We start from the raw sequence: 18,472 nt of genomic DNA on the forward strand, positions 1-18,472 counted from the left end.
CTATTGGGCGGGGGCATCAGCCTTGGGCGCGCACTCACCGTCATGATCCACGTTCTTGCCTTCGCCGGCCGCCGCGCAGGCATTGCCATAGGTCTTCCCGTCGCAACCGCAGACCGGACGGTAATCCATGGTGCACATCTGCGGCTTGGGCGCGCAGGTGCCGGTACGCTTTTCCAGGCCGCAGGTGCCGGCGTCGAAACGGCAATACTGGCCTTCCCCGCAGGAGAATCCGGCGACCGTATCGCAGATCTGGAAAGACTCCGCCCCTGAGCCGGCCATGCCCTGCGGCGTGGACGAGGCCGGCGGCACGGTGACGGCCGAGGGCGTGCCGCGCTCGATATCCGGATCCTGGCCGCCTTGGGACGAGGCGCAGCTGGCAAGGGTCAGCGCCGCTAGGGCGAACATCAGGGTCGGAATGAGCTTCATCGTCGGTCTCCTTGCCGCCGGGGCACATCCGCCGGCATCGCGCGCCACACCATACCGCCGACACCCCGTCCGGGCCAAGGGCGGTTGACGCCGCGACGTCCGGGCTGGCATAGCAACCCCCTCGACGATGAAGGATGCCGCGACATGGACTATGCCGACGACGATTACCCATCGCTCGAAGACTTCGAGATCATGGCGCGTGACGCGTTCGAGACGCTGCCCGCGCAGTTCCGCGAGCGCTGCGAGGGCGTCGCCATCCTGATCGAGGATTTCCCCGACGACGAGGTCTGCCGCGACATGGAGCTGGAAAGCCCGTGGGACCTGCTGGGGCTCTACGAAGGCGTGAACCTGCTGGAGAAAGCCTCGGGCATGACCGGCGAGGCGCCGGACGTGATCTTCCTCTACCGCGAGCCGATCATGGACTACTGGGACGAGGGCGAGCGCGAGGAAAGCCTGCGCCATATCATCGCCCACGTCCTGATCCACGAGATCGGCCACCATTTCGGTTTTTCCGACGAGGACATGGAACGGATCGAGGAAGCCGCCCGGTCCGGCGAGGATTAACGCACGCTTCGCGTGGAAAATTTGCCTCTCGACGTTGCGGATACGAAATGGCACTCATTCACGCATGATTAAACGAATGCTCATCATGGTGCTGGCCCTGGTCGTCGTGCTCGGCGGCATTTTCGGCTGGAAGGCCTATCAGGGTGCCAAGATGGCGGCGACCATGGCGAACATGAAGCCGCCGCCCGCCGCCGTCTCCTCGTCCGTGGTGAAAGAGGAAACCTGGCGCTCGGAGCTGACCGCCGTCGGCACGCTCCGCGCGGTCCAGAGCACCGATCTGACCGCCGAGACGGCCGGCATCGTGCGGGAAATCCTGTTCGAATCCGGCGCCGAAGTGAAACGCGGGACGCCGCTCGTGCGCCTCGATTCTTCCACCGAACAGGCCCGACTGAAATCTCTCGAGGCGCAGGTGGCGCTGGCTCGAGCGACGTTCGAGCGCGACACCCGCCTGATCGGCCAGGGCCACGTCTCGCAGGCCCGGCTCGATACCTCGAAAAGCAGCCTCGACAGCCTGCTGGCGCAGGCCGAGGAGCAGAAGGCCGTGATCGCCAGGAAGACCATCACCGCGCCCTTCTCGGGACGGCTGGGCATCCGCCAGGTCAATCTGGGCCAGTTCATCCAGGCCGGCACGCCCATGGTCGAGCTGCGCCAGATGGACCCGATCTATGCCAACTTCACCCTGCCCGAGCGCTATCTGGACGCCATCGGCCAGGGACAGGACGTGCGTTTCGCCGTCGCCTCGTTCCCCGGGCGCACCTTCACCGGCAAGGTGACCGCCGTCAGCCCGCAGGTCGATGCCGCGTCGCGCAGCGTGGCGGTGCAGGCAACGATCGCCAATCCGGACAGGACACTGCGCCCCGGCATGTCGGCGCAGATGACGGTCGGCCTGCCCGACGAGCGCGCGGTGCTGACCCTGCCGCAATCGGCGGTCACCTATAACCCCTACGGCAACGCGGTGTTCCTGATCGTCGACAAGGACGGCGCGCGCATCGTGCAGACGACGCCGATCAAGACCGGCGAAATCCGCGGCGGCGCCATCGAGATCCTCGATGGGCTCAAGGCCGGTCAGGAAGTGGTCAGCGTCGGCCAGAACAAGCTGCGCAACGGCGTGACCGTCGCCGTCGACAACCGCGTCGCTCCGCCGCAGGCGGTGAACGCGCCATGACGGGCCGCCGGCGGTGAGGTGGACCGACATCTTCGTCCGCCGGCCCGTGCTGGCCAGCGTGATCAGCCTGCTGATCCTGCTGATCGGCCTGCGCTCCATCGCCATGATGGAATTGCGCGAATATCCCGAGACCAAGACCACCGTGGTCACGGTACGCACCACCTATCCGGGCGCCAGCGCCGACGTCATCCAAGGCTTCGTCACCACGCCGCTGCAGCAGGCCGTCGCCGAAGCGGACGGCATCGACTACATCTCCTCCACCAGCACCCAGGGCACGTCGGTGATCGAGGCGCACATGCGCCTGAACTACGATCCCAACGCGGCGGTCTCGGAAATCCAGGCCAAGGTGGCGAGCCAGCGCAACGTGCTGCCGCGCGAGGCCGAGGACCCGGTCATCAGTTCCTCGACCGGCGACAACATGGCGCTGATGTACGTCGCGTTCTTCAGCGAGAAGATGACGCCGTCGCAGATCACCGACTACCTGCTGCGCGTCGTCCAGCCCAAGCTTCAGGCCATACCGGGCGTCGCCAAGGCCGGCCTGATCGGCGAGAAGACCTTCGCGCTGCGCGTCTGGCTGGATCCGGCGCGGCTGGCCGCCCACGACATGACCGCCGACGACGTGGCCGCCGCCCTGCGGGCCAACAATTACCTGGCCGCCGCGGGCAAGACCAAGGGCGCCGCCGTCGCCATCGACATGAGCGCCGAGACCGACATCCGCGATCCCGACAAGTTCCAGGACATGGTGCTGCGCGCCGACGGCGACCGCATGGTGCGCCTGCGCGACGTGGCCACGGTGGAGCTTGGCTCGAAGAACTACGAGATCACCAGCTGGTACAACGGCAAGATGGCCATGTTCCAGTTCGTCGAGACCACGCCCGGCGCCAACCCGCTGGCGGTCAGCAAGGCGGTGCGGGCGCTGCTGCCGGACATCGAATCCCAGTTGCCCACCGGCCTCGAGATGGATCTGGCGGTGGATTTCAGCGAGTACATCGACGAATCCATCGACGAGGTGTTCTGGACGCTGGGCGAGACGGTGCTGATCGTGCTGCTCGTCATCCTGATCTCGCTCGGATCCCTGCGCGCCGCCGTCATTCCCAGCGTGGTCGTGCCGCTGGCGCTGGTCGGCTGCGCGTTCCTGATGCTGATGATGGGTTTCTCCATCAATCTGCTGACCCTGCTCGCCATGCTGCTCGCCATCGGCCTCGTCGTCGACGACGCCATCGTCGTGGTCGAGAACGTGGACCGGCACATCGTCGAGGGCATGACCCCGTTCCAGGCGGCCATCGCCAGCGGCCGCGAACTGGTGGTGCCGATCATCTCCATGACCACGACGCTGGTCGCCGTCTACGCCCCGATCGGCTTCATGGGCGGTCTCGTCGGCACCCTCTTCGTCGAATTCGCCTTCGCCCTCGCCGGATCGGTGCTGATCTCGGGCATCGTGGCGCTGACCCTGTCGCCCATGCTGGCCTCGCGCATCCTCAAACCGCACTCGGAACATGGCCGCTTCGAGCAGCGGGTGCAGCAGTTCTTCCAGTCCCTGTCGGACCGCTACCAGCGGGTGCTGCACGGGTCGCTGAACTATGTGCCGGTGACCATGGTGTTCGCCGCCGTGGTGCTCGCCAGCATCTATTTCATGTTCGTCACCACCAAGACCGAGCTGGCGCCGCCGGAAGACCAGGGCATCCTGTTCGTCCAGACCAGCGCGCCGCAGACCGCGACCATCGACTACGTCCAGACCTATGCCCGCGAGATGGTCAAGCAGTTCGAGACCATTCCCGAATACCGCCACAGCTTCCTGATGCTGGGCGGCAGCGGTGACCCCAGCCTGAGCTTCGGCGGCTTCAAGCTGGTCGCCAGCAGCGAACGCGAACGGTCGGTGTTCGAGATCTACCCGGAGATCCAGGGCAAGGTGTCGCAGATCCCCGGCGTGCAGGTGAACATGGGCCCGCGTCCCAGCCTGCCGGGCAGCGGCGGCGGTTTTCCCGTGCAGTTCGTCATCACCTCGCACCACGACTTCACCGAACTGGACCAGGTCGCGAGCGATCTGCTTGGCAAGGCCATGGCATCGGGCCAGTTCATGTTCCTGCGCAAATCCACCGAATTCAGCCGGCCGCGCACCACCGTGGAAGTGGACCGGGAACGCGCCGCGCAGCTGGGCATCGACATGCAGGAAGTCGGCGGCAATCTGTCCGCCATGCTCGGCGGCGCCTATGTCAACCGCTTCAGCCTGGAAGGCCGCAGCTACGAGGTGATCCCGCAGGTGGCGCGCGACTTCCGCGCCAACAGCGAGTTGCTGGACAGCTATTACGTCCGCGCCGGCAGCGGCGATCTGGTACCGCTCTCGACCATCGTGACCTTCAAGGACACGGTGGAACCGAGCAAGCGCACCCAGTTCCAGCAGCTCAACTCGGTAACCCTCGAAGGCGTACCCGCGCCCGGCATCACTCTCGGCGTGGCGCTGGACACGCTGGAACGGGCCGCCAAGGACAGCTTCCCGCAGGGCTTCACCTATGACTACACCGGCGAATCCCGCCAGTACGCCCAGGAAGGCAGCGCGCTGGTCTTCACCTTCTTCCTGTCGATCCTGGTGATCTACCTGGTGCTGGCCGCCCAGTTCGAAAGCTGGCGCGACCCGATCATCATCCTCGTGTCGGTGCCCATGTCCATCGCCGGCGCGCTCGCGTTCATGACCCTGGGCTTCGCCAGCATCAACATCTACACCCAGGTCGGCCTGATCACGCTGATCGGCCTGATCGCCAAGAACGGCATCCTGATCGTGGATTTCGCCAACCAGCTGCAGATCCAGAAGGGCCTGAGCAAGCGCGATGCCGTGGAACAGGCCGCCGCCGTGCGCCTGCGCCCCATCCTGATGACCACCGTCGCCATGATGGTCGCCATGGTCCCGCTGCTGCTCGCCGACGGCCCCGGCGCCAAGAGCCGCTTCGACATCGGCCTCGTCATCAGCACCGGCCTCGGCATCGGCACCCTGTTCACCCTGTTCGTGGTGCCCGCCGTCTACATGCTGATGGCCCGCGACCAGAGCGACAAGGCGCGCGCCATCGCGCCGCACCCGCAAATCCCCTGAGCCGTCACGGCGCGTCCGCCGCGCGCCGTGCCTTGAGCTCGCGCAGGAAACCGTGCAGCACTTCCGTCGACAGGCCGTGCAGCACCAGCCGGAAGCCGGCCTGCAAGGTCGAGAACGGCACCAGCGGATGCCGGTTGTTGATCATCGCCAGGTGCTTTTCCTCGCCCGTCAGCCGCGCCGCGTAGAGCCCGATGGTCTCGTCGAGCTGGAGCGAATTCGCCGCCCGCCAGAAATCCCGGTCGGTCAGCAGCAGCGCATAGGCCGGCGTGTACAGCTCGATGGCCGTGTGCAGATCGATGACATTGAAGCGGCCCTCGGGAATCTCGTCCAGCACGATCTCGTCCGTGATGGCCGAGAAATCCAGATGCTCGACCCGGCCGACCACGGCGCCGCGGCGCGCCAGCTCCTGATTCAGCTGGATCAGGAAATTGTACATGTTCAGGTCGTGATTGAGGAACAGGTTGGCGCGCACGTCATCGGTCCGCCGCGGCGTCATCGGCTCCAGTTCGGGCCGGAAACCCGGCGTCGCGTTGTCGGCGATGAACCGCAGGATCTGCGCGCCGAGATGGAAATGGCGCAGGATCAGCGTGTTCGCGTCCCGCGTCAGGAAATGCTTCATCCCGAACGCGATGCTCCAGTGCAGGAAGCGCGGCGCGTGCGGCCAGCGCGGCGTCACCATGTGGATCAGCTGCGCCAGCACGATGACCAGCCGCGAAAAGGGCCGCACCACCGGCAGCAGGAACTGCCGGCTGCGCGAGGCCTGTCCGCGAATCAGCGCCGCCTTGGCCGCCGGATCGAACGGCAGCGAGCGGTCCAGCGCCAGCGCCAGCCAGGGATCGGGATCGCGCCGGTCATACGGCGTTCCGGGGACGGCCGGCTCAGACATTGTCCAGTTCCTCGAGCTGCAGCCGGTAGAGCCGGGCGACGATCCTGGCGTGCCGCACGATGTCCTCCGACTCCGCGGGACCGCGCACCGCCAGCGCGAGCGCCCGGTCGAACATGTCCAGGTGATCGCCGTCATTCTCGCCGTGATAGAGCAGGAAGCTGACGGCCTCCTCGCCCAGCGACAGCTGCGCCCGCACCGCCTCGCCCCAGGACCGCGCCAGCCGGTTGCCCAGCCCCTCGATGATGAACATGGCGCCCAGCAGCCCGACCGGATCGGCCTTCGACGCCGCCTGGTACATGAACGCCGACAGCGCCTCGGACCCGATGTTCTTCCGGGCCGACAGGATGTCCTCGCGCACACCGCCGGCCGCGACATAATTGTCCTCCAGCATCCGGTAATCCCGGTGCTCGGCCGCCGCGTGCAGCACGAACAGCGAGCGCAGCTCTTCATGCGCGGGACCCAGATTGGACGCGGCGCGGATGATCCAGCGGCTGCCCTCCACCACCTGCTGGCGCAGATTGAGCAGCAGCCGGCGGTAATCCTCGGGACGCAGCCGGCCCGAAAGGAGGCGCGCGATCACGGGCACCTGCGAAAGCGCGCTCTCGAAATCGATCCAGACCCGTGCCAGTCCGCGGTGCGTCGCCTCGATCGCGCTGTCCCCGGTCATTCTTAACCCTCCACCACGGTCATCGCCGCATAGGCCATCACGCACTGGCCGCTTTCCGGCACCGCGCACAGCACGCGCTGGCCCGGCCGCAGCCTGTCCGACTTCATCAGATCGTCGATCAGCAGGAACAGCGAGGCCGCGCCCACATTGCCCTTGTCGTAGAGATTGGTGAACCAGCGCTCCTCCGGGATCATGCAGCCGGCGCGGGTCGCCAGCCGGACCATCTCCTCGCGCAGGCTGTGCGCCGAGAAATGGCACAGGAACCAGTCGACCGCCCCCGGATCGATCTTGCCCTCGTCGACCAGCCGCATGAACTCGCCCATCCACACGGGCAACATCCGGTAGAGCGCGTCCACGTCCTGGCGCAGCTGGAACGCGCCGGCGCGCGCCGCCTCGCCGATGCCGTCATGCAGGCTCCAAGGCTTGATGCCGCCATCCTCCGTGCGCACCGCGCCGCCGGTCATGCACGGCGTGAAACGGTCGGCGAAGGATCGCAGCGAGATCCAGTCGATCCGCAGCGACGGCCCGCGCCGCGCCGGCCTGTCCTCGACCAGCACGGCGGCGGCGCCGTCGCTGAGCGTCCAGCGGAGGAACTCGGCATCGCCGGGCAGAGTGCCGTCCTCGCGCAGGGTCGCCGTGTCCTGATAGAAACCCGGCCGGAAATAGCGGCTGGAGAATTCGGCGCCCACCGCGAGCGCCGCCCTGTGTTCGCCGGCGGCGACCTGCAGCCATGCGGTCTTCAGCGCCATCATGGCGCTGGCGCACACGCTTTGCAGGCTGGCGATTTCCATGGGCGGCAGACCCGCTTCCGCGTGCACGCCGCTGGCGAGCCCCGGCACCATCGTGTCGTTCTGCGTCGTCGCGGTGGCGAGGAATCCCACGTCGGCCGCGTCCAGTTCGGCGCCGCCCAGCACGTCATCCACCGCGCGGGCGGCCAGTCTCGCCACCGTCCAGTCACTGCTCCCGTCGGGCCGGATGGCGTAGTGGCGGGTGCGGATGCGGTTCTGGCGCAAGGTCAGCCGTCCTAGGCGCTCGGCCTCGGGTGAAAGCCGGCCGATATGGTCCGCCATCCGGTCGTTCCCGACTGGCGCGCCCGGAAGACATTGGCCGGATGCGGTTATGTAGACGGAATTCATCGCGCACTCCTCATCGCCGGACGGGTCGTCCGGCTCATCATCACGCTCACACTAACGCGTTGCGCGCGTTCACGATATCCGAGGGCCGACCGGCGCGCGCCGGGACGCGGGCGGGAACCTCGCCCATGCGACGGCGTTTTTATCGCGGTCATTACATGCGTCGTCACGGCGTTGTTAAGGTATGCTGCCATCACGGAGATTTTCTCCGCGGTAGGAGAACGACGCAAGGATGTCGATCTGAACACGAACGAGACAAAGCCCGCTTCGCGCCGCTCATGGCCGAGGCGCCGCGTCGACAGTGCACGGCGCCACTGGATGACGCTGACCGGACCGGCGCCCTTGCGCTGGCTGCCCGAAGGCGTGCAGCGCCGGGCCCTTGTTCTGCGGGTCATTCGTGCGGGCGTGCGGGACATCACCCACGGCCATCTCAGCTTGCAGGCCATGAGCCTGGTCTACACCACGCTCCTGTCGCTGGTGCCGCTGCTCGCCGTCAGCTTCTCGGTGTTGAAGGGCTTCGGCGTCCACAACCAGATCGCGCCACTTCTCTACCGTCTGCTGGAGCCGATCGGATACGAGAAGGCGCACGAGCTCACCGATACGATCATCGCCTTCGTCGACAATGTGAAGGTCGGCTTGCTGGGCGGTGTCGGCCTGCTGATGCTGATCTACACCGTTCTTTTGCTGATGCAGAAGATCGAGGACGCGCTGAACTATACTTGGCACATCAAGCGCGGCCGCAGCCTGGGCCAGACCTTCGCCATCTATCTGAGCGTGCTGCTGGTCGGTCCGCTGCTGATCTTCGGCGCCATCAGCCTGACCTCGGCGCTGGCCACGGACAGCTTCGTCGACTGGCTGACCCATCGCCCCGCCGTCGAACCCATCGTCGCCTGGGCAGGCCAGATCGTGCCGTACCTCATCCTCGTGGCGGCGTTCACCTTCGTCTACATGATGGTGCCCAACACCTCGGTAAAGTTCAAACCGGCGCTGATCGGCGCCGCCATCGCGGCGGCGCTCTGGGAACTGTGGGGGTGGATGTTCGCCGCCTTCCTGACCAATTCGGCCAGCTATGCCATCTACGCGGCCTTCGCGACCCTGTTCATCTTCATGTTCTGGCTCTACGGCGGCTGGCTGATCCTTCTCCTCGGCTCGTCCATCGCCTGCTACGTCCAGAATCCGCAATATGCCACGGTCGAGCCGGAGGCCCTGAAGCTGAGCGCCCGCGCCCGCGAGGTCATCGCCATCGCCATCCTGCGGGAGATGGCCGAGCGCTTCCAGAAGGGCATGCCGCCGTGGTCGACGCCGGAGCTGGCCAAGCATATCGACGCGCCCGACCCGGCGGTGGAATGGACGGTCTGCGCGCTGCTGGACGGCGGCATCGTCATCGAGAGCGGCGAGAAGCCGCAACGGTTGATGCTGGCACGGGATCCATCGGCGGTGACATTGGGCGAAGTGCTGACCGTCCTGCGCAACGCGGACTCCACGGGCACCCAGTCCAAGCTGAAACCGCCGCAGGACATGGAGGCCTGCGCGGTGATCGACGCCGCCGACCGGGCACGCGACGCGGTGCTGCACACCCAGACCATCCGGTCGCTGATCGAGCCCGGCTCGGCCACCCCCGTGGACTTTCCGGCGGTGCCGCCCGCCGGTTGACAAGCGGACGCCCCCGCCGCCTAATGCCGCCAAACGCAGCATCGGGGACAGATCATGAAAAGCCAGGCGATCACCAGTTTCGGACAGCCGCTCGAGGAAGTGACGAGCGACACCCCCGTGCCGCAGGGCGCCGAAGTGGTGCTCAAGGTCACCCATTGCGGCGTCTGCCACTCCGACGTGCACATCCATGATGGCCATTTCGACATGGGCGGCGGCAACAAGCTGGACATGACGCGGGGCATCAAGCTGCCCTTCACCATGGGCCACGAGATCGAGGGCGAAGTGGTGGCCGTCGGCCCGGACGCCAGGACGGCCAAGGTAGGTGACAAGCGCGTGGCCTTTCCGTGGATCGGCTGCGGCGAATGCGCGGTCTGCGCCCGGGGCGACGAACATCTGTGCAACGCGCCGCGCCAGCTCGGGGTGCAGATTCCCGGCGGCTACGCGGATCATGTGCTGATCCCGCACGAGAAGTATCTGCTCGATTACACCGGCGTGCCCGAAGGCCTCGCGGCGACCTATATGTGCTCGGGCGTCACCGCCTTCAGCGCCCTGAAGAAGATCGGCGAGCCCGGCCCGGACGACGCCATTCTGATCGTGGGCGTCGGCGGTGTCGGCATGATGGGCGTCCAGTTCGCCAAGGCGCTGTTCAACAAGGCGCCGCTGGTCGCCGACATCAGCGCCGAGCGCATGGCGGCGGCCCAGAAGGCGGGCGCCGGCACCGCCTATGACGCGTCCGACGCCAAGATCGTCAAGCAGATCAAGGCCGACACCGGCGGCGGCGTCTTCGCGGCCATCGACTTCGTCGGCTCGGAAAGCTCGTTCGCGCTGGCCCGCAACAGCCTGCGCAAGGGCGGCACCGCCGTGGTCGTCGGCCTGTTCGGCGGCGGCTTCGCCATGCCGATCCCCATGCTGCCCTTCACATCCATGCAGCTGAAGGGCTCGTTCGTGGGCTCGCTGGCCGACACCCAGGAGATGCTGGACATGGTCAAGCGCGGCGCCGTCGATCCGATCCCGGTCGCCGAACGCCCCATGAACCAGGCCAGCGCCACCCTGGATGATCTGCGCGCCGGCAAGATCACCGGCCGCGTCGTGCTGCGCCCCTGACCTAGCGTTCGGGACCGACCAGCGCGAATACGGCGCCCTGCGGGTCGCTGCACACGGTGATCCAGTTGCCACCCGGAACCTGATGGGTGCCCATCAGGATCTGGCCGCCACGCTCGATCACCCGCGCCGCCGCCGCGTCGATGGCCGGCACGATGAAATAGAACTGCCAGACCGGCGCGGGCACGCCCTCCGGCCTGTTCATCATGGCGCCGCAGGACTCGCCGTCCGTCGCGAACAGCTGGTAGGTGCCCATCGGGCCCATGTCCATCGCCTCGGTCTTGATCCAGCCGAACTGCCCGGCATAGAAATCGAACGCGCTGCTCCAGTCATTGGCGTAAAGTTCGTGCCAGCCCACATGGCCTGGCGTCATCGGCGCGACAGGCGGCCTTTCGCGTCCCTGCGGCGTCATCAGCATGAAAACCGCGCCTTGGGGGTCGGCCACCGCCGCCAGACGCCCCACATCGGGAACATCGAAAGGCGGCTCATGAACGATGCCGCCTGCCTGCATGATCGCGGCCGTGTCCGCATCCACGTCCGGGCTGTGAATGTAGCCGAGCCAGCAGGGCGGCGCGCCCGTGGCCCGATGCGTTTCTGGCTGCTTCATGATGCCGCCGATCCCGCGCTGGCCCGCATGCAGCACCGTGTACGCGCCGGTATCGTCGTAGGATTGCGGCCGCCAGCCTACCACGTCGGCATAGAAATCCGCCGCGGCGGCCGGATCGGTGGTCAGCAGTTCGTACCAGAAGAATGACTGTCCCATGGACGCTCTCCTCTCATTCGCCGGCGAAGGCGCGCTCCAGCGCCGCCACGTCCAGCTTGATCATGGTCATCATCGCGGCGGTCGCGCGCCGCACCGCCGCCTTGTCCGGCGATTTCATCATGTCGATGAATGCGCGCGGCACGACCTGCCACGACAAGCCGTAGCGATCGGTTACCCAGCCACACTGGACGGGCGTGCCGCCGTCGCACAACGCCGCCCACAGGCGGTCCACCTCGGCCTGATCCTCGCAGGTGACGGACAGGGAGATCGCCGGCGTGAACTGATAGTGAGGTCCGCCGTTCAGCGCCTGGTAGGACAGGCCCGCCAACGTGAATTCCACCAGCATCACTTTTCCGGCCGCGCCGCCCGGCCCATCGACGCTGTAGGGGATGACCGAGTCGATCCGCGAATCCGGCAGAAGCGACACGTAGAAGCGCGCCGCCTCCTCGGCCTTGCCGTCGAACCACAGGCAATGGCTGATCCTGGACATGGGCCTAACCCCGTTCGTCGACGATCGGCTCGAACCCGCCGAAGATCATCCGCTTGCCGTCGAACGGCATTTCGGCGCCCATGTCCATGCGCGGGTCGGCCATGACCTTGTCATTGCCTTCGTCACGGGCGGCCTTGGACGGCCAGACGATCCAGGAAAACACCACCGTCTCGCCAGGCTCTGCCTTCACGGCGCCGCGGAAGTCCGTCACCTTGCCCTCGGGCACGTCATCGCCCCAGCACTCGACCACATGAAGCGCGCCATGATCCCGAAAGATCACCGCCGCGTCGGCGGCGAGCTTGCGATAGGCCTCCTTGTTTTCCGTGGGCACGGCGATCACGAATCCATCTACGTAGCTCATCTTGCTTCTCCTCGTTTGCCTGATGGGTTGACTGGCGGCCTCGTCACATGTCTCAGGCCGCGTCCGGCGCGGCGTTCACGTCCATCCAGAACATTTCCCAGATGTGTCCGTCCGGGTCTTCGACACTGCGGCTGTACATGAATCCATGATCCTGCACCGGTCCGGGATCGGCGCGGCCGCCCGCACCGATCGCCTTGGTCGCCAGTTCATCCACCTCGGCCCGGCTCTCGACGGAGAGCGCGACAAGCACCTCGGTGGCCGCATGGGCATCCGCGATCGGTTTCGACGTGAAGTCCCGAAACCGGTCATGGGTCAGCAGCATGGCGTGGATGGTGTCCGAGAACACCATGCAGGAGGTCGTGGTCTCGTCCGAGAACTGGCCGTTCTTCACGGCGCCGAGCGCTTCGTAAAAAGCGGTCGCCTTTCCCAGATCGGCGACGGGCAGATTGATGAAAATCATCTTCGACATAGGACACTTCCCCTAAGGTGACTTGACCTTCCTACCGCCTATGGTTAATAAAAACAACCATGAAGTTAGAAAAAACAACTAAAGAGACCGGCATCCTCGGCCGGACTTACGATGATGCCTGTGGCGCGGCCCATGCCCTCGACCTGGTGGGCGAGCGCTGGGCGCTGCTCGTCATGCGTGAATTGATGCTCGGTCCCAAGCGTTTCAGCGATTTGCGCGCCGACCTGCCGGGCATCAGCGCCAACGTGCTGACGCAGCGGCTGGAAGGGCTCGAGGCCGTCGGCGTGCTCGTCAAACGCAAGCTGCCGCCTCCCGCCTCGACGCAGGTCTATGAACTGACCCCCTGGGGCTACGAGAGCGAGCCGATCTTCCAGGCGCTGGGACGCTGGGCGACCCGCTCGCCGCTGCACGACCCGACCCTGCCGTTCAGCGCCGTGTCGCTGTTCCTGTCCTTCCGCACCATGATCGACGCCGAACGGGCAAGGGATCTCGACACGCGCGTCGGATTCAGGCTGGGCAACGAGATCTTCCTCGCCCGGCTGCTGGGTGGAGGCATCCATATCAGGCGCGGTCCTGTCGAAGGCGCGCAGGTCACCTTCACCACCACACCGCCCGTCATGGCCGCGGCGGTCTATGGCGGTGTTCCCCTGACGGAACTTGAGGCGCAGGGCACCCTGGCCATCAAGGGCGACAGGGCGCTCGCCGAGCGTTTCGTTACGCTGTTTCCCCTGCCGCCCAAGATCGAGCGCTAACCCGTCACCGCACCCTCGCTGGCCGAGCGGGCGAGCTGGGCGTACTTGGCCAGCACGCCGCGTGTGTAACGCGGCGCGGGCTGTCGCCACGCGGCGCGGCGCGAGGCCAGTTCGGAATCGTCGACATCCAGTCGCAGGACACCCCGCCGGCCATCGATGGTGATGCTGTCGCCATCCCGGACCAGCGCGATCGTGCCGCCGTCGAACGCTTCCGGCGTCACATGGCCGACGACCATGCCCCAGGTGCCTCCCGAGAACCGCCCGTCCGTGACCAATGCCACGCTGTCGCCCAGCCCCCGCCCGATCAGGGCCGAGGTAGGCGCCAGCATCTCGGGCATTCCGGGTCCGCCGCGCGGGCCGAGATAACGCAGAACCAGAACATCTCCCGGCTTGACCCGGTCCGACTGGATCGCCGCCATCGCCGATTGCTCGTCCTCGAAGACCCGCGCCGGACCGGTGATCGCGAGACTCCTGAGGCCACTCACCTTGGCGACCGCGCCGCCTTCGGCCAGATTGCCGCGCAGAACGGCCAGATGCCCTTCCGGATAGAGCGGATCGCCAACCGGACGGATCACGTCCTGCCCGGCGGGCGGTGTCCCGGGCACCGCCGCCAGTTCCTCGCCCAGGGTACGTCCGGTCACGGTCAGGCAGTCGCCATGCACCAGGCCGGCCTTCAGCAGCAGCTTCAGCACCTGCGGGACGCCGCCGGCCTTGTGCAGGTCGACAGCCATGTATCTGCCCGAAGGTTTCAGGTCGCAGATCACCGGCACCTTGCGGCGCACCCGCTCGAAATCGTCCAGCGACCACTCGACACCCGCGGCATGAGCGATGGCGAGATAGTGGAGCACCGCGTTGGTCGACCCACCCGTCGCCATGACCAGCGCGACCGCGTTCTCGATGGCGCGCCGCGTGATGATGTCGGAAGGACGGATGCCGGCCTTGACCGCCGCCACCAGAACTCGCCCGGACTCCGCCGCCGACTCGTGCTTTTCGGCATCCGTGTTGGCCATGTTGGACGAGCCGAGCAGCGACAGGCCCAGCGCCTCGAACGAGGAACTCATGGTGTTCGCCGAATACATGCCGCCGCACGATCCGGTCGTCGGGCAGGCGTTCCGCTCGATGCCCTCGAAATCCTCGGCGCTCATGCGGCCCGCGCTGAACGCGCCGACCGCCTCGAAGGCCGAGATCACCGACAGGTCCTGCCCTTTCCAGCGGCCCGGCTTGATGGTGCCGCCATAGACATAGACCGACGGCACGTTGGCGCGGATCATGCCGAGCATGCCGCCGGGCAGGTTCTTGTCGCAGCCGCCGACGACAAGCACGCCGTCCATCCACTGGCCCTGGACACAGGTCTCGATGCAATCGGCGATGACCTCGCGCGAGACCAGCGAGTACTTCATCCCCTCGGTGCCCATGGCCATCCCATCGGAGATGGTCGGCGTGCCGAAGATCTGCGGATTGCCACCCGCCGACCGGATCGCCTCCACCGCGGCATCGGCGAGCGGTTGGAGGCCCGCATTGCACGGCGTGATGGTGGAATGGCCGTTGGCGATGCCGATCATCGGCTTGTCGAAATCCGCCTTCTCGTAGCCGAGCGCGTAGTACATTGCGCGATTCGGTGAGCGGTCGACACCTTGGGTGATGGCGCGGGAGCGGTGATCGAAACCCATGAGAACTCTCCTTGCTGAGGAGACGCCACGCTAGCCATGGCTAAGTTTCGTGTGAAATATATTATAGGCGGCTTATTAAGAGATTTTTCATATCAGGAGACGCCATGGACATTCGTCAGTTGCGGCATTTCGTCACCGTCGCCGACGTGCTCCATTTCGGGCGCGCCGCCGAACAGCTGCACATGACACAGCCGCCGCTCAGCCAGAGCATCCGGCTGCTGGAGCAGGATCTCGGCATCGTGCTGTTCACCCGCACCCGGCGCAGCGTGGCCCTGACCGCGGTGGGCAAGCAGTTCCTGCCGCATGCGCGCAAGGTGCTGGAGGATGCCCAAAAGCTGCCTGAGACCGCCCGGCGGCTGTCGCGGGGCGAGATTGGCACGCTGAGGATCGACTTCGTCAGCACCGCCGCCTACAGCCTGCTGCCCGGCCTTGTCAGCGGCTACAAGGCGCGGTTTCCCGAGGTGGATATCCAACTGCGCGAAGCGACGAGCGACGTACAGATCGAGGCGCTGCTCTCGGGCACGGCCGATGCCGGCCTTCTGATCGCGCCGCCCGGACGCCTCCTGCCCGCGCCTCTGACCTATCGGATGCTCCGCCGCGAGCCGCTGATCGCCGCCGTGCCGCTGGACTGGGTCGAGACCGGAAAGATTCCGGCGGCGCCCGCCTTCGATGCGATCTCGGACGCCCCGCTGATCCTGTTTCCGCGCCATGGCGCGCCCGCGCTGCATGACCTGATCACCGGCTACTATGCCCGACACGGCGCGGCACCGGTCATGGGTCAGGCGGCCATGCAGATGCAGACCATCGTCAGCCTCGTGGCGGCGGGCCTGGGCATCGCCTTGGTACCCGAATCCCTGCGCGATATGGCGCGAACAGGCGTCGCCTATCTGCCGCTGTCGGATACGCCGCCGGTCATGGAAACCGGTCTGGCCTGGCGCCGTGACAACGATGCATCCGCCCTTGCCCATCTCGTTTCACTGAGCGCCTGACCTTACAGCCATGCAAGGAAAGCGGCCGTTACCGCGCAAACGCGACTTGCAAGTGATACTGCCTATCAATATCGTCCGCCGCACGAATGCCAGCCCTTTCACCGTTCAGGCGAGATGTTCCCCATGCGCGTTTTCCGTTCCGCCAGCCGCCGCCATGCGGCGCTGATCCTCTCCACCACCGCGCTGATCGCGAACGGCGCGCAGGCGCAGGACACCAAGAAGGCGCCCGAGCAGGTCATCGTCACCGGCTATGGCTCGCAGGTCGAGCTGGTACCGGCCTATGAGGGCGGCCAAGTGGCGCGCGGCGGCCGCGTCGGCATGTTCGGCAATCTGGACAACATGGACACGCCGTTCTCGCTGACTAGCTATACGGCCGAGCTGATGCTGGACCAGCAGGCCCGCAGCGTCGCCGACGTGCTGCAGAACGATCCGGTCGTGCGCCCGGCGCGCGGCTTCGGCAACTTCCAGGAAGTCTACATCATCCGCGGCTTCCCGGTTTACTCGGACGACATGACCTACAATGGCGTCTACGGCATCCTGCCGCGCCAGTACGTGGCCGCCGAATTCCTGGAGCGCGTCGAGGTGTTCCGGGGCGCCAACAGCTTCCTCAACGGCGCCGCGCCGTCGGGCAGCGGCATCGCCGGCGCCATCAATCTGGTGCCCAAGCGCGCCCCGTCCGAGCCGCTGAACCGGCTGACCGCCGGCTTCGAGAGCGAGGGGCATGTCTATGGCGCGGTGGATATCGCGCGCCGGTTCGGCCAGAACGGCGAGACCGGCATCCGGGTCAACGCCACCCACCGCGACGGCGAGACGGCGGTCGAAGGCCAGGACCGCGCCCTGACCGCCCTGTCGCTCGGCCTCGACCACCAGGGCGACCGGCTGCGCCTCTCGGCCGATGTGGGGTTCCAGGATCACGACATCGACGCGCCGCGCCCGAGCGTGACGCCGCTGGGCGCCATTCCCGAGCCGCCCAAGGCCAAGTCCAACTTCGCCCAGCCCTGGACCTACAGCCACGAGCGCCAGCTGTTCGCCGTGGTGCGCGCCGAATACGACGTCACCGACGCCGTGACCGCCTGGGTCGCGGGCGGCACCCGCAGCGGCAAGGAAGCCAACGTGCTGTCCAACCCCAGCGCCCTCGCCAATGGCGACACCAGCGCCTACCGCTTCGACAATAGCCGCAAGGACCGGATCTGGTCGGGCGAAGCCGGCGTCCGCGCTGAGTTCGAAACCGGCGGCATCGGCCACCGGCTGGTCGTCTCCGGCTCGATCTACTCGCTCAGCGCCCGCAACGCCTATGCGTTCTCCAGCTTCGCCGGTTTTGCCGGCAACCTCTACAATCCCGTCGCGGTGACGCCGCCGACCCCGGATTTCTTCGTCGGCGGCGATCTCGACGACCCGCTCGTCACCGAGACCCGGGACGCCAGGAGCATCGCCGTCGCCGACATGATCTCGCTGTTCGACAAGCGCCTGCTGATCACCGTGGGCGCCCGCTACCAGACGCTGGAGAACAAGAGCTTCGACTACAACACCGGCGGCTTCCTGTCCGGCTATGACAAGAGCGCGGTGACGCCCATGGGCGGCATCGTCTTCAAGGCGACGGAGAGCCTGTCGCTCTATGCCAACTACATCGAGAGCCTGGTGCCCGGCGAGGTCGCGCCCGCGACAAGCGGCAGCACGCCGGTCTCCAATGCCGGCGAGGTGTTCTCGCCCTACAAGGCCGACCAGATCGAGGCCGGCGTGAAGTACGATGGCGGCTCGTTCGGCGCCACCCTCGCCGTCTTCACCCTGTCCAAGCCCATCGCCTTCGTCGAGAACGGCACCTTCGGGATCAACGGCTCGCAGCGCCACCGCGGCGCGGAACTGAGCCTCTACGGCCAGGTCTTCGACAGCGTGCGCGTCATCGGCGGCCTGACCCTGCTCGACGCCACCATGACCCGCACCGCCGGCGGCGCCTTCGACGGCAACGATCCGGTCGGGGTGCCCGACTTCCAGGCCAACATCAATCTGGAATGGGACGTGCCCTTCCTGCCCGGCCTGACCCTGGACGGCCGTTTCGTCCACACCTCGTCCCAGTTCGCCGACTCCGCCAACACCATCGACGTCTCGTCCTGGAACCGGCTCGACCTCGGCGTGCGCTACGGGCTGGAGATCGGCGGCAAGGACGTGGTCCTGCGCGCCCGCCTCGACAACGTGACCAACAAGAACTACTGGGCCTCGGTCGGCGGCTACCCGGGTTCGAACTACCTGGTGCTCGGCAACCCGCGCACCCTGTCGATCTCGGCTTCGCTGGATCTCTAG

At 66.6% G+C, this 18,472-nt stretch carries 17 protein-coding genes; 8 read left to right on the plus strand and 9 right to left on the minus strand.

Translation table 11 applies throughout. The features are described from left to right. On the minus strand, nucleotides 1-426 hold the full coding sequence (locus WJU17_RS11090) for a Kazal-type serine protease inhibitor family protein (RefSeq protein WP_346327461.1): 426 nt from the start codon (nucleotides 424-426) through the stop codon (nucleotides 1-3). Between the two features lie 144 nt (nucleotides 427-570). On the opposite strand from WJU17_RS11090, the gene WJU17_RS11095 reads away from it, so the two are divergent. The 3 genes from WJU17_RS11095 to WJU17_RS11105 all read left to right on the plus strand — a co-directional run bounded on the left by WJU17_RS11095 (nucleotide 571) and on the right by WJU17_RS11105 (nucleotide 5,240). Further along, nucleotides 571-990, plus strand: a complete 420-nt coding sequence (locus WJU17_RS11095) for a metallopeptidase family protein (RefSeq protein ID WP_346327462.1) — start codon at nucleotides 571-573, stop codon at nucleotides 988-990. 76 nt (nucleotides 991-1,066) lie between these two features. Next, entirely contained in the window at nucleotides 1,067-2,155 is a 1,089-nt protein-coding gene (locus WJU17_RS11100; protein ID WP_346327463.1) for an efflux RND transporter periplasmic adaptor subunit, read from the plus strand. Between the two features lie 13 nt (nucleotides 2,156-2,168). Continuing rightward, nucleotides 2,169-5,240 carry an efflux RND transporter permease subunit gene (locus WJU17_RS11105; RefSeq protein ID WP_346327464.1) on the plus strand — a complete coding sequence of 1,024 codons (3,072 nt, stop codon included), beginning with the start codon at nucleotides 2,169-2,171 and terminating at the stop codon, nucleotides 5,238-5,240. Nucleotides 5,241-5,244: 4 nt separating this feature from the next. On the opposite strand, the gene WJU17_RS11110 is transcribed toward WJU17_RS11105, so the two are convergent. From WJU17_RS11110 to WJU17_RS11120, 3 genes are read right to left on the minus strand one after another with little or no spacing between them, the layout of a single operon-like run. Continuing rightward, nucleotides 5,245-6,126, minus strand: coding sequence for a hypothetical protein (locus tag WJU17_RS11110; protein ID WP_346327465.1), 882 nt, complete (start codon nucleotides 6,124-6,126; stop codon nucleotides 5,245-5,247). Next, nucleotides 6,119-6,793 carry an iron-containing redox enzyme family protein gene (locus WJU17_RS11115; RefSeq protein ID WP_346327466.1) on the minus strand — a complete coding sequence of 225 codons (675 nt, stop codon included), beginning with the start codon at nucleotides 6,791-6,793 and terminating at the stop codon, nucleotides 6,119-6,121. Before WJU17_RS11115 ends, WJU17_RS11110 begins: the two co-directional genes overlap by 8 nt. A 2-nt stretch (nucleotides 6,794-6,795) precedes the next feature. Next, nucleotides 6,796-7,863, minus strand: coding sequence for a 3-oxoacyl-[acyl-carrier-protein] synthase III C-terminal domain-containing protein (locus tag WJU17_RS11120; protein ID WP_346327467.1), 1,068 nt, complete (start codon nucleotides 7,861-7,863; stop codon nucleotides 6,796-6,798). A 381-nt stretch (nucleotides 7,864-8,244) separates the two neighbouring features. Here WJU17_RS11120 and WJU17_RS11125 point away from each other — a divergent pair, with 381 nt between their 5' ends. Next, on the plus strand, nucleotides 8,245-9,579 hold the full coding sequence (locus WJU17_RS11125; RefSeq protein ID WP_346327468.1) for a YhjD/YihY/BrkB family envelope integrity protein: 1,335 nt from the start codon (nucleotides 8,245-8,247) through the stop codon (nucleotides 9,577-9,579). A 54-nt stretch (nucleotides 9,580-9,633) separates the two neighbouring features. After that, nucleotides 9,634-10,683, plus strand: coding sequence for an alcohol dehydrogenase (locus WJU17_RS11130; protein WP_346327469.1), 1,050 nt, complete (start codon nucleotides 9,634-9,636; stop codon nucleotides 10,681-10,683). 1 nt (nucleotide 10,684) lies between these two features. On the opposite strand, the gene WJU17_RS11135 is transcribed toward WJU17_RS11130, so the two are convergent. From WJU17_RS11135 to WJU17_RS11150, 4 genes are read right to left on the minus strand one after another with little or no spacing between them, the layout of a single operon-like run. Next, nucleotides 10,685-11,443, minus strand: coding sequence for a VOC family protein (locus tag WJU17_RS11135; RefSeq protein WP_346327470.1), 759 nt, complete (start codon nucleotides 11,441-11,443; stop codon nucleotides 10,685-10,687). A 13-nt stretch (nucleotides 11,444-11,456) separates the two neighbouring features. After that, nucleotides 11,457-11,933 carry a VOC family protein gene (locus WJU17_RS11140; protein ID WP_346327471.1) on the minus strand — a complete coding sequence of 159 codons (477 nt, stop codon included), beginning with the start codon at nucleotides 11,931-11,933 and terminating at the stop codon, nucleotides 11,457-11,459. A 4-nt stretch (nucleotides 11,934-11,937) separates the two neighbouring features. After that, entirely contained in the window at nucleotides 11,938-12,294 is a 357-nt protein-coding gene (locus WJU17_RS11145; protein WP_346327472.1) for a DUF1428 domain-containing protein, read from the minus strand. 52 nt (nucleotides 12,295-12,346) lie between these two features. Further along, nucleotides 12,347-12,763: a VOC family protein gene (locus tag WJU17_RS11150; protein WP_346327473.1), complete on the minus strand. Its 417-nt coding sequence runs from the start codon at nucleotides 12,761-12,763 to the stop codon at nucleotides 12,347-12,349. Between the two features lie 59 nt (nucleotides 12,764-12,822). On the opposite strand from WJU17_RS11150, the gene WJU17_RS11155 reads away from it, so the two are divergent. Then, nucleotides 12,823-13,515, plus strand: a complete 693-nt coding sequence (locus tag WJU17_RS11155; RefSeq protein ID WP_346327474.1) for a winged helix-turn-helix transcriptional regulator — start codon at nucleotides 12,823-12,825, stop codon at nucleotides 13,513-13,515. On the opposite strand, the gene ilvD is transcribed toward WJU17_RS11155, so the two are convergent. Further along, nucleotides 13,512-15,185 carry a dihydroxy-acid dehydratase gene (gene ilvD / locus WJU17_RS11160; protein ID WP_346327475.1) on the minus strand — a complete coding sequence of 558 codons (1,674 nt, stop codon included), beginning with the start codon at nucleotides 15,183-15,185 and terminating at the stop codon, nucleotides 13,512-13,514. The two genes, WJU17_RS11155 and ilvD, sit on opposite strands and share 4 nt — an antisense overlap. Before the next feature lie 104 nt (nucleotides 15,186-15,289). Here ilvD and WJU17_RS11165 point away from each other — a divergent pair, with 104 nt between their 5' ends. Together WJU17_RS11165 and WJU17_RS11170 are read left to right on the plus strand one after the other, a co-directional pair. Continuing rightward, nucleotides 15,290-16,174, plus strand: a complete 885-nt coding sequence (locus WJU17_RS11165) for a LysR family transcriptional regulator (RefSeq protein WP_346327476.1) — start codon at nucleotides 15,290-15,292, stop codon at nucleotides 16,172-16,174. 123 nt (nucleotides 16,175-16,297) lie between these two features. Further along, nucleotides 16,298-18,472: a TonB-dependent siderophore receptor gene (locus tag WJU17_RS11170; protein WP_346327477.1), complete on the plus strand. Its 2,175-nt coding sequence runs from the start codon at nucleotides 16,298-16,300 to the stop codon at nucleotides 18,470-18,472.

The sequence above is a fragment of the Iodidimonas sp. SYSU 1G8 genome (assembly GCF_039655775.1).
GTDB lineage: Bacteria > Pseudomonadota > Alphaproteobacteria > SMXS01 > SMXS01 > RI-34.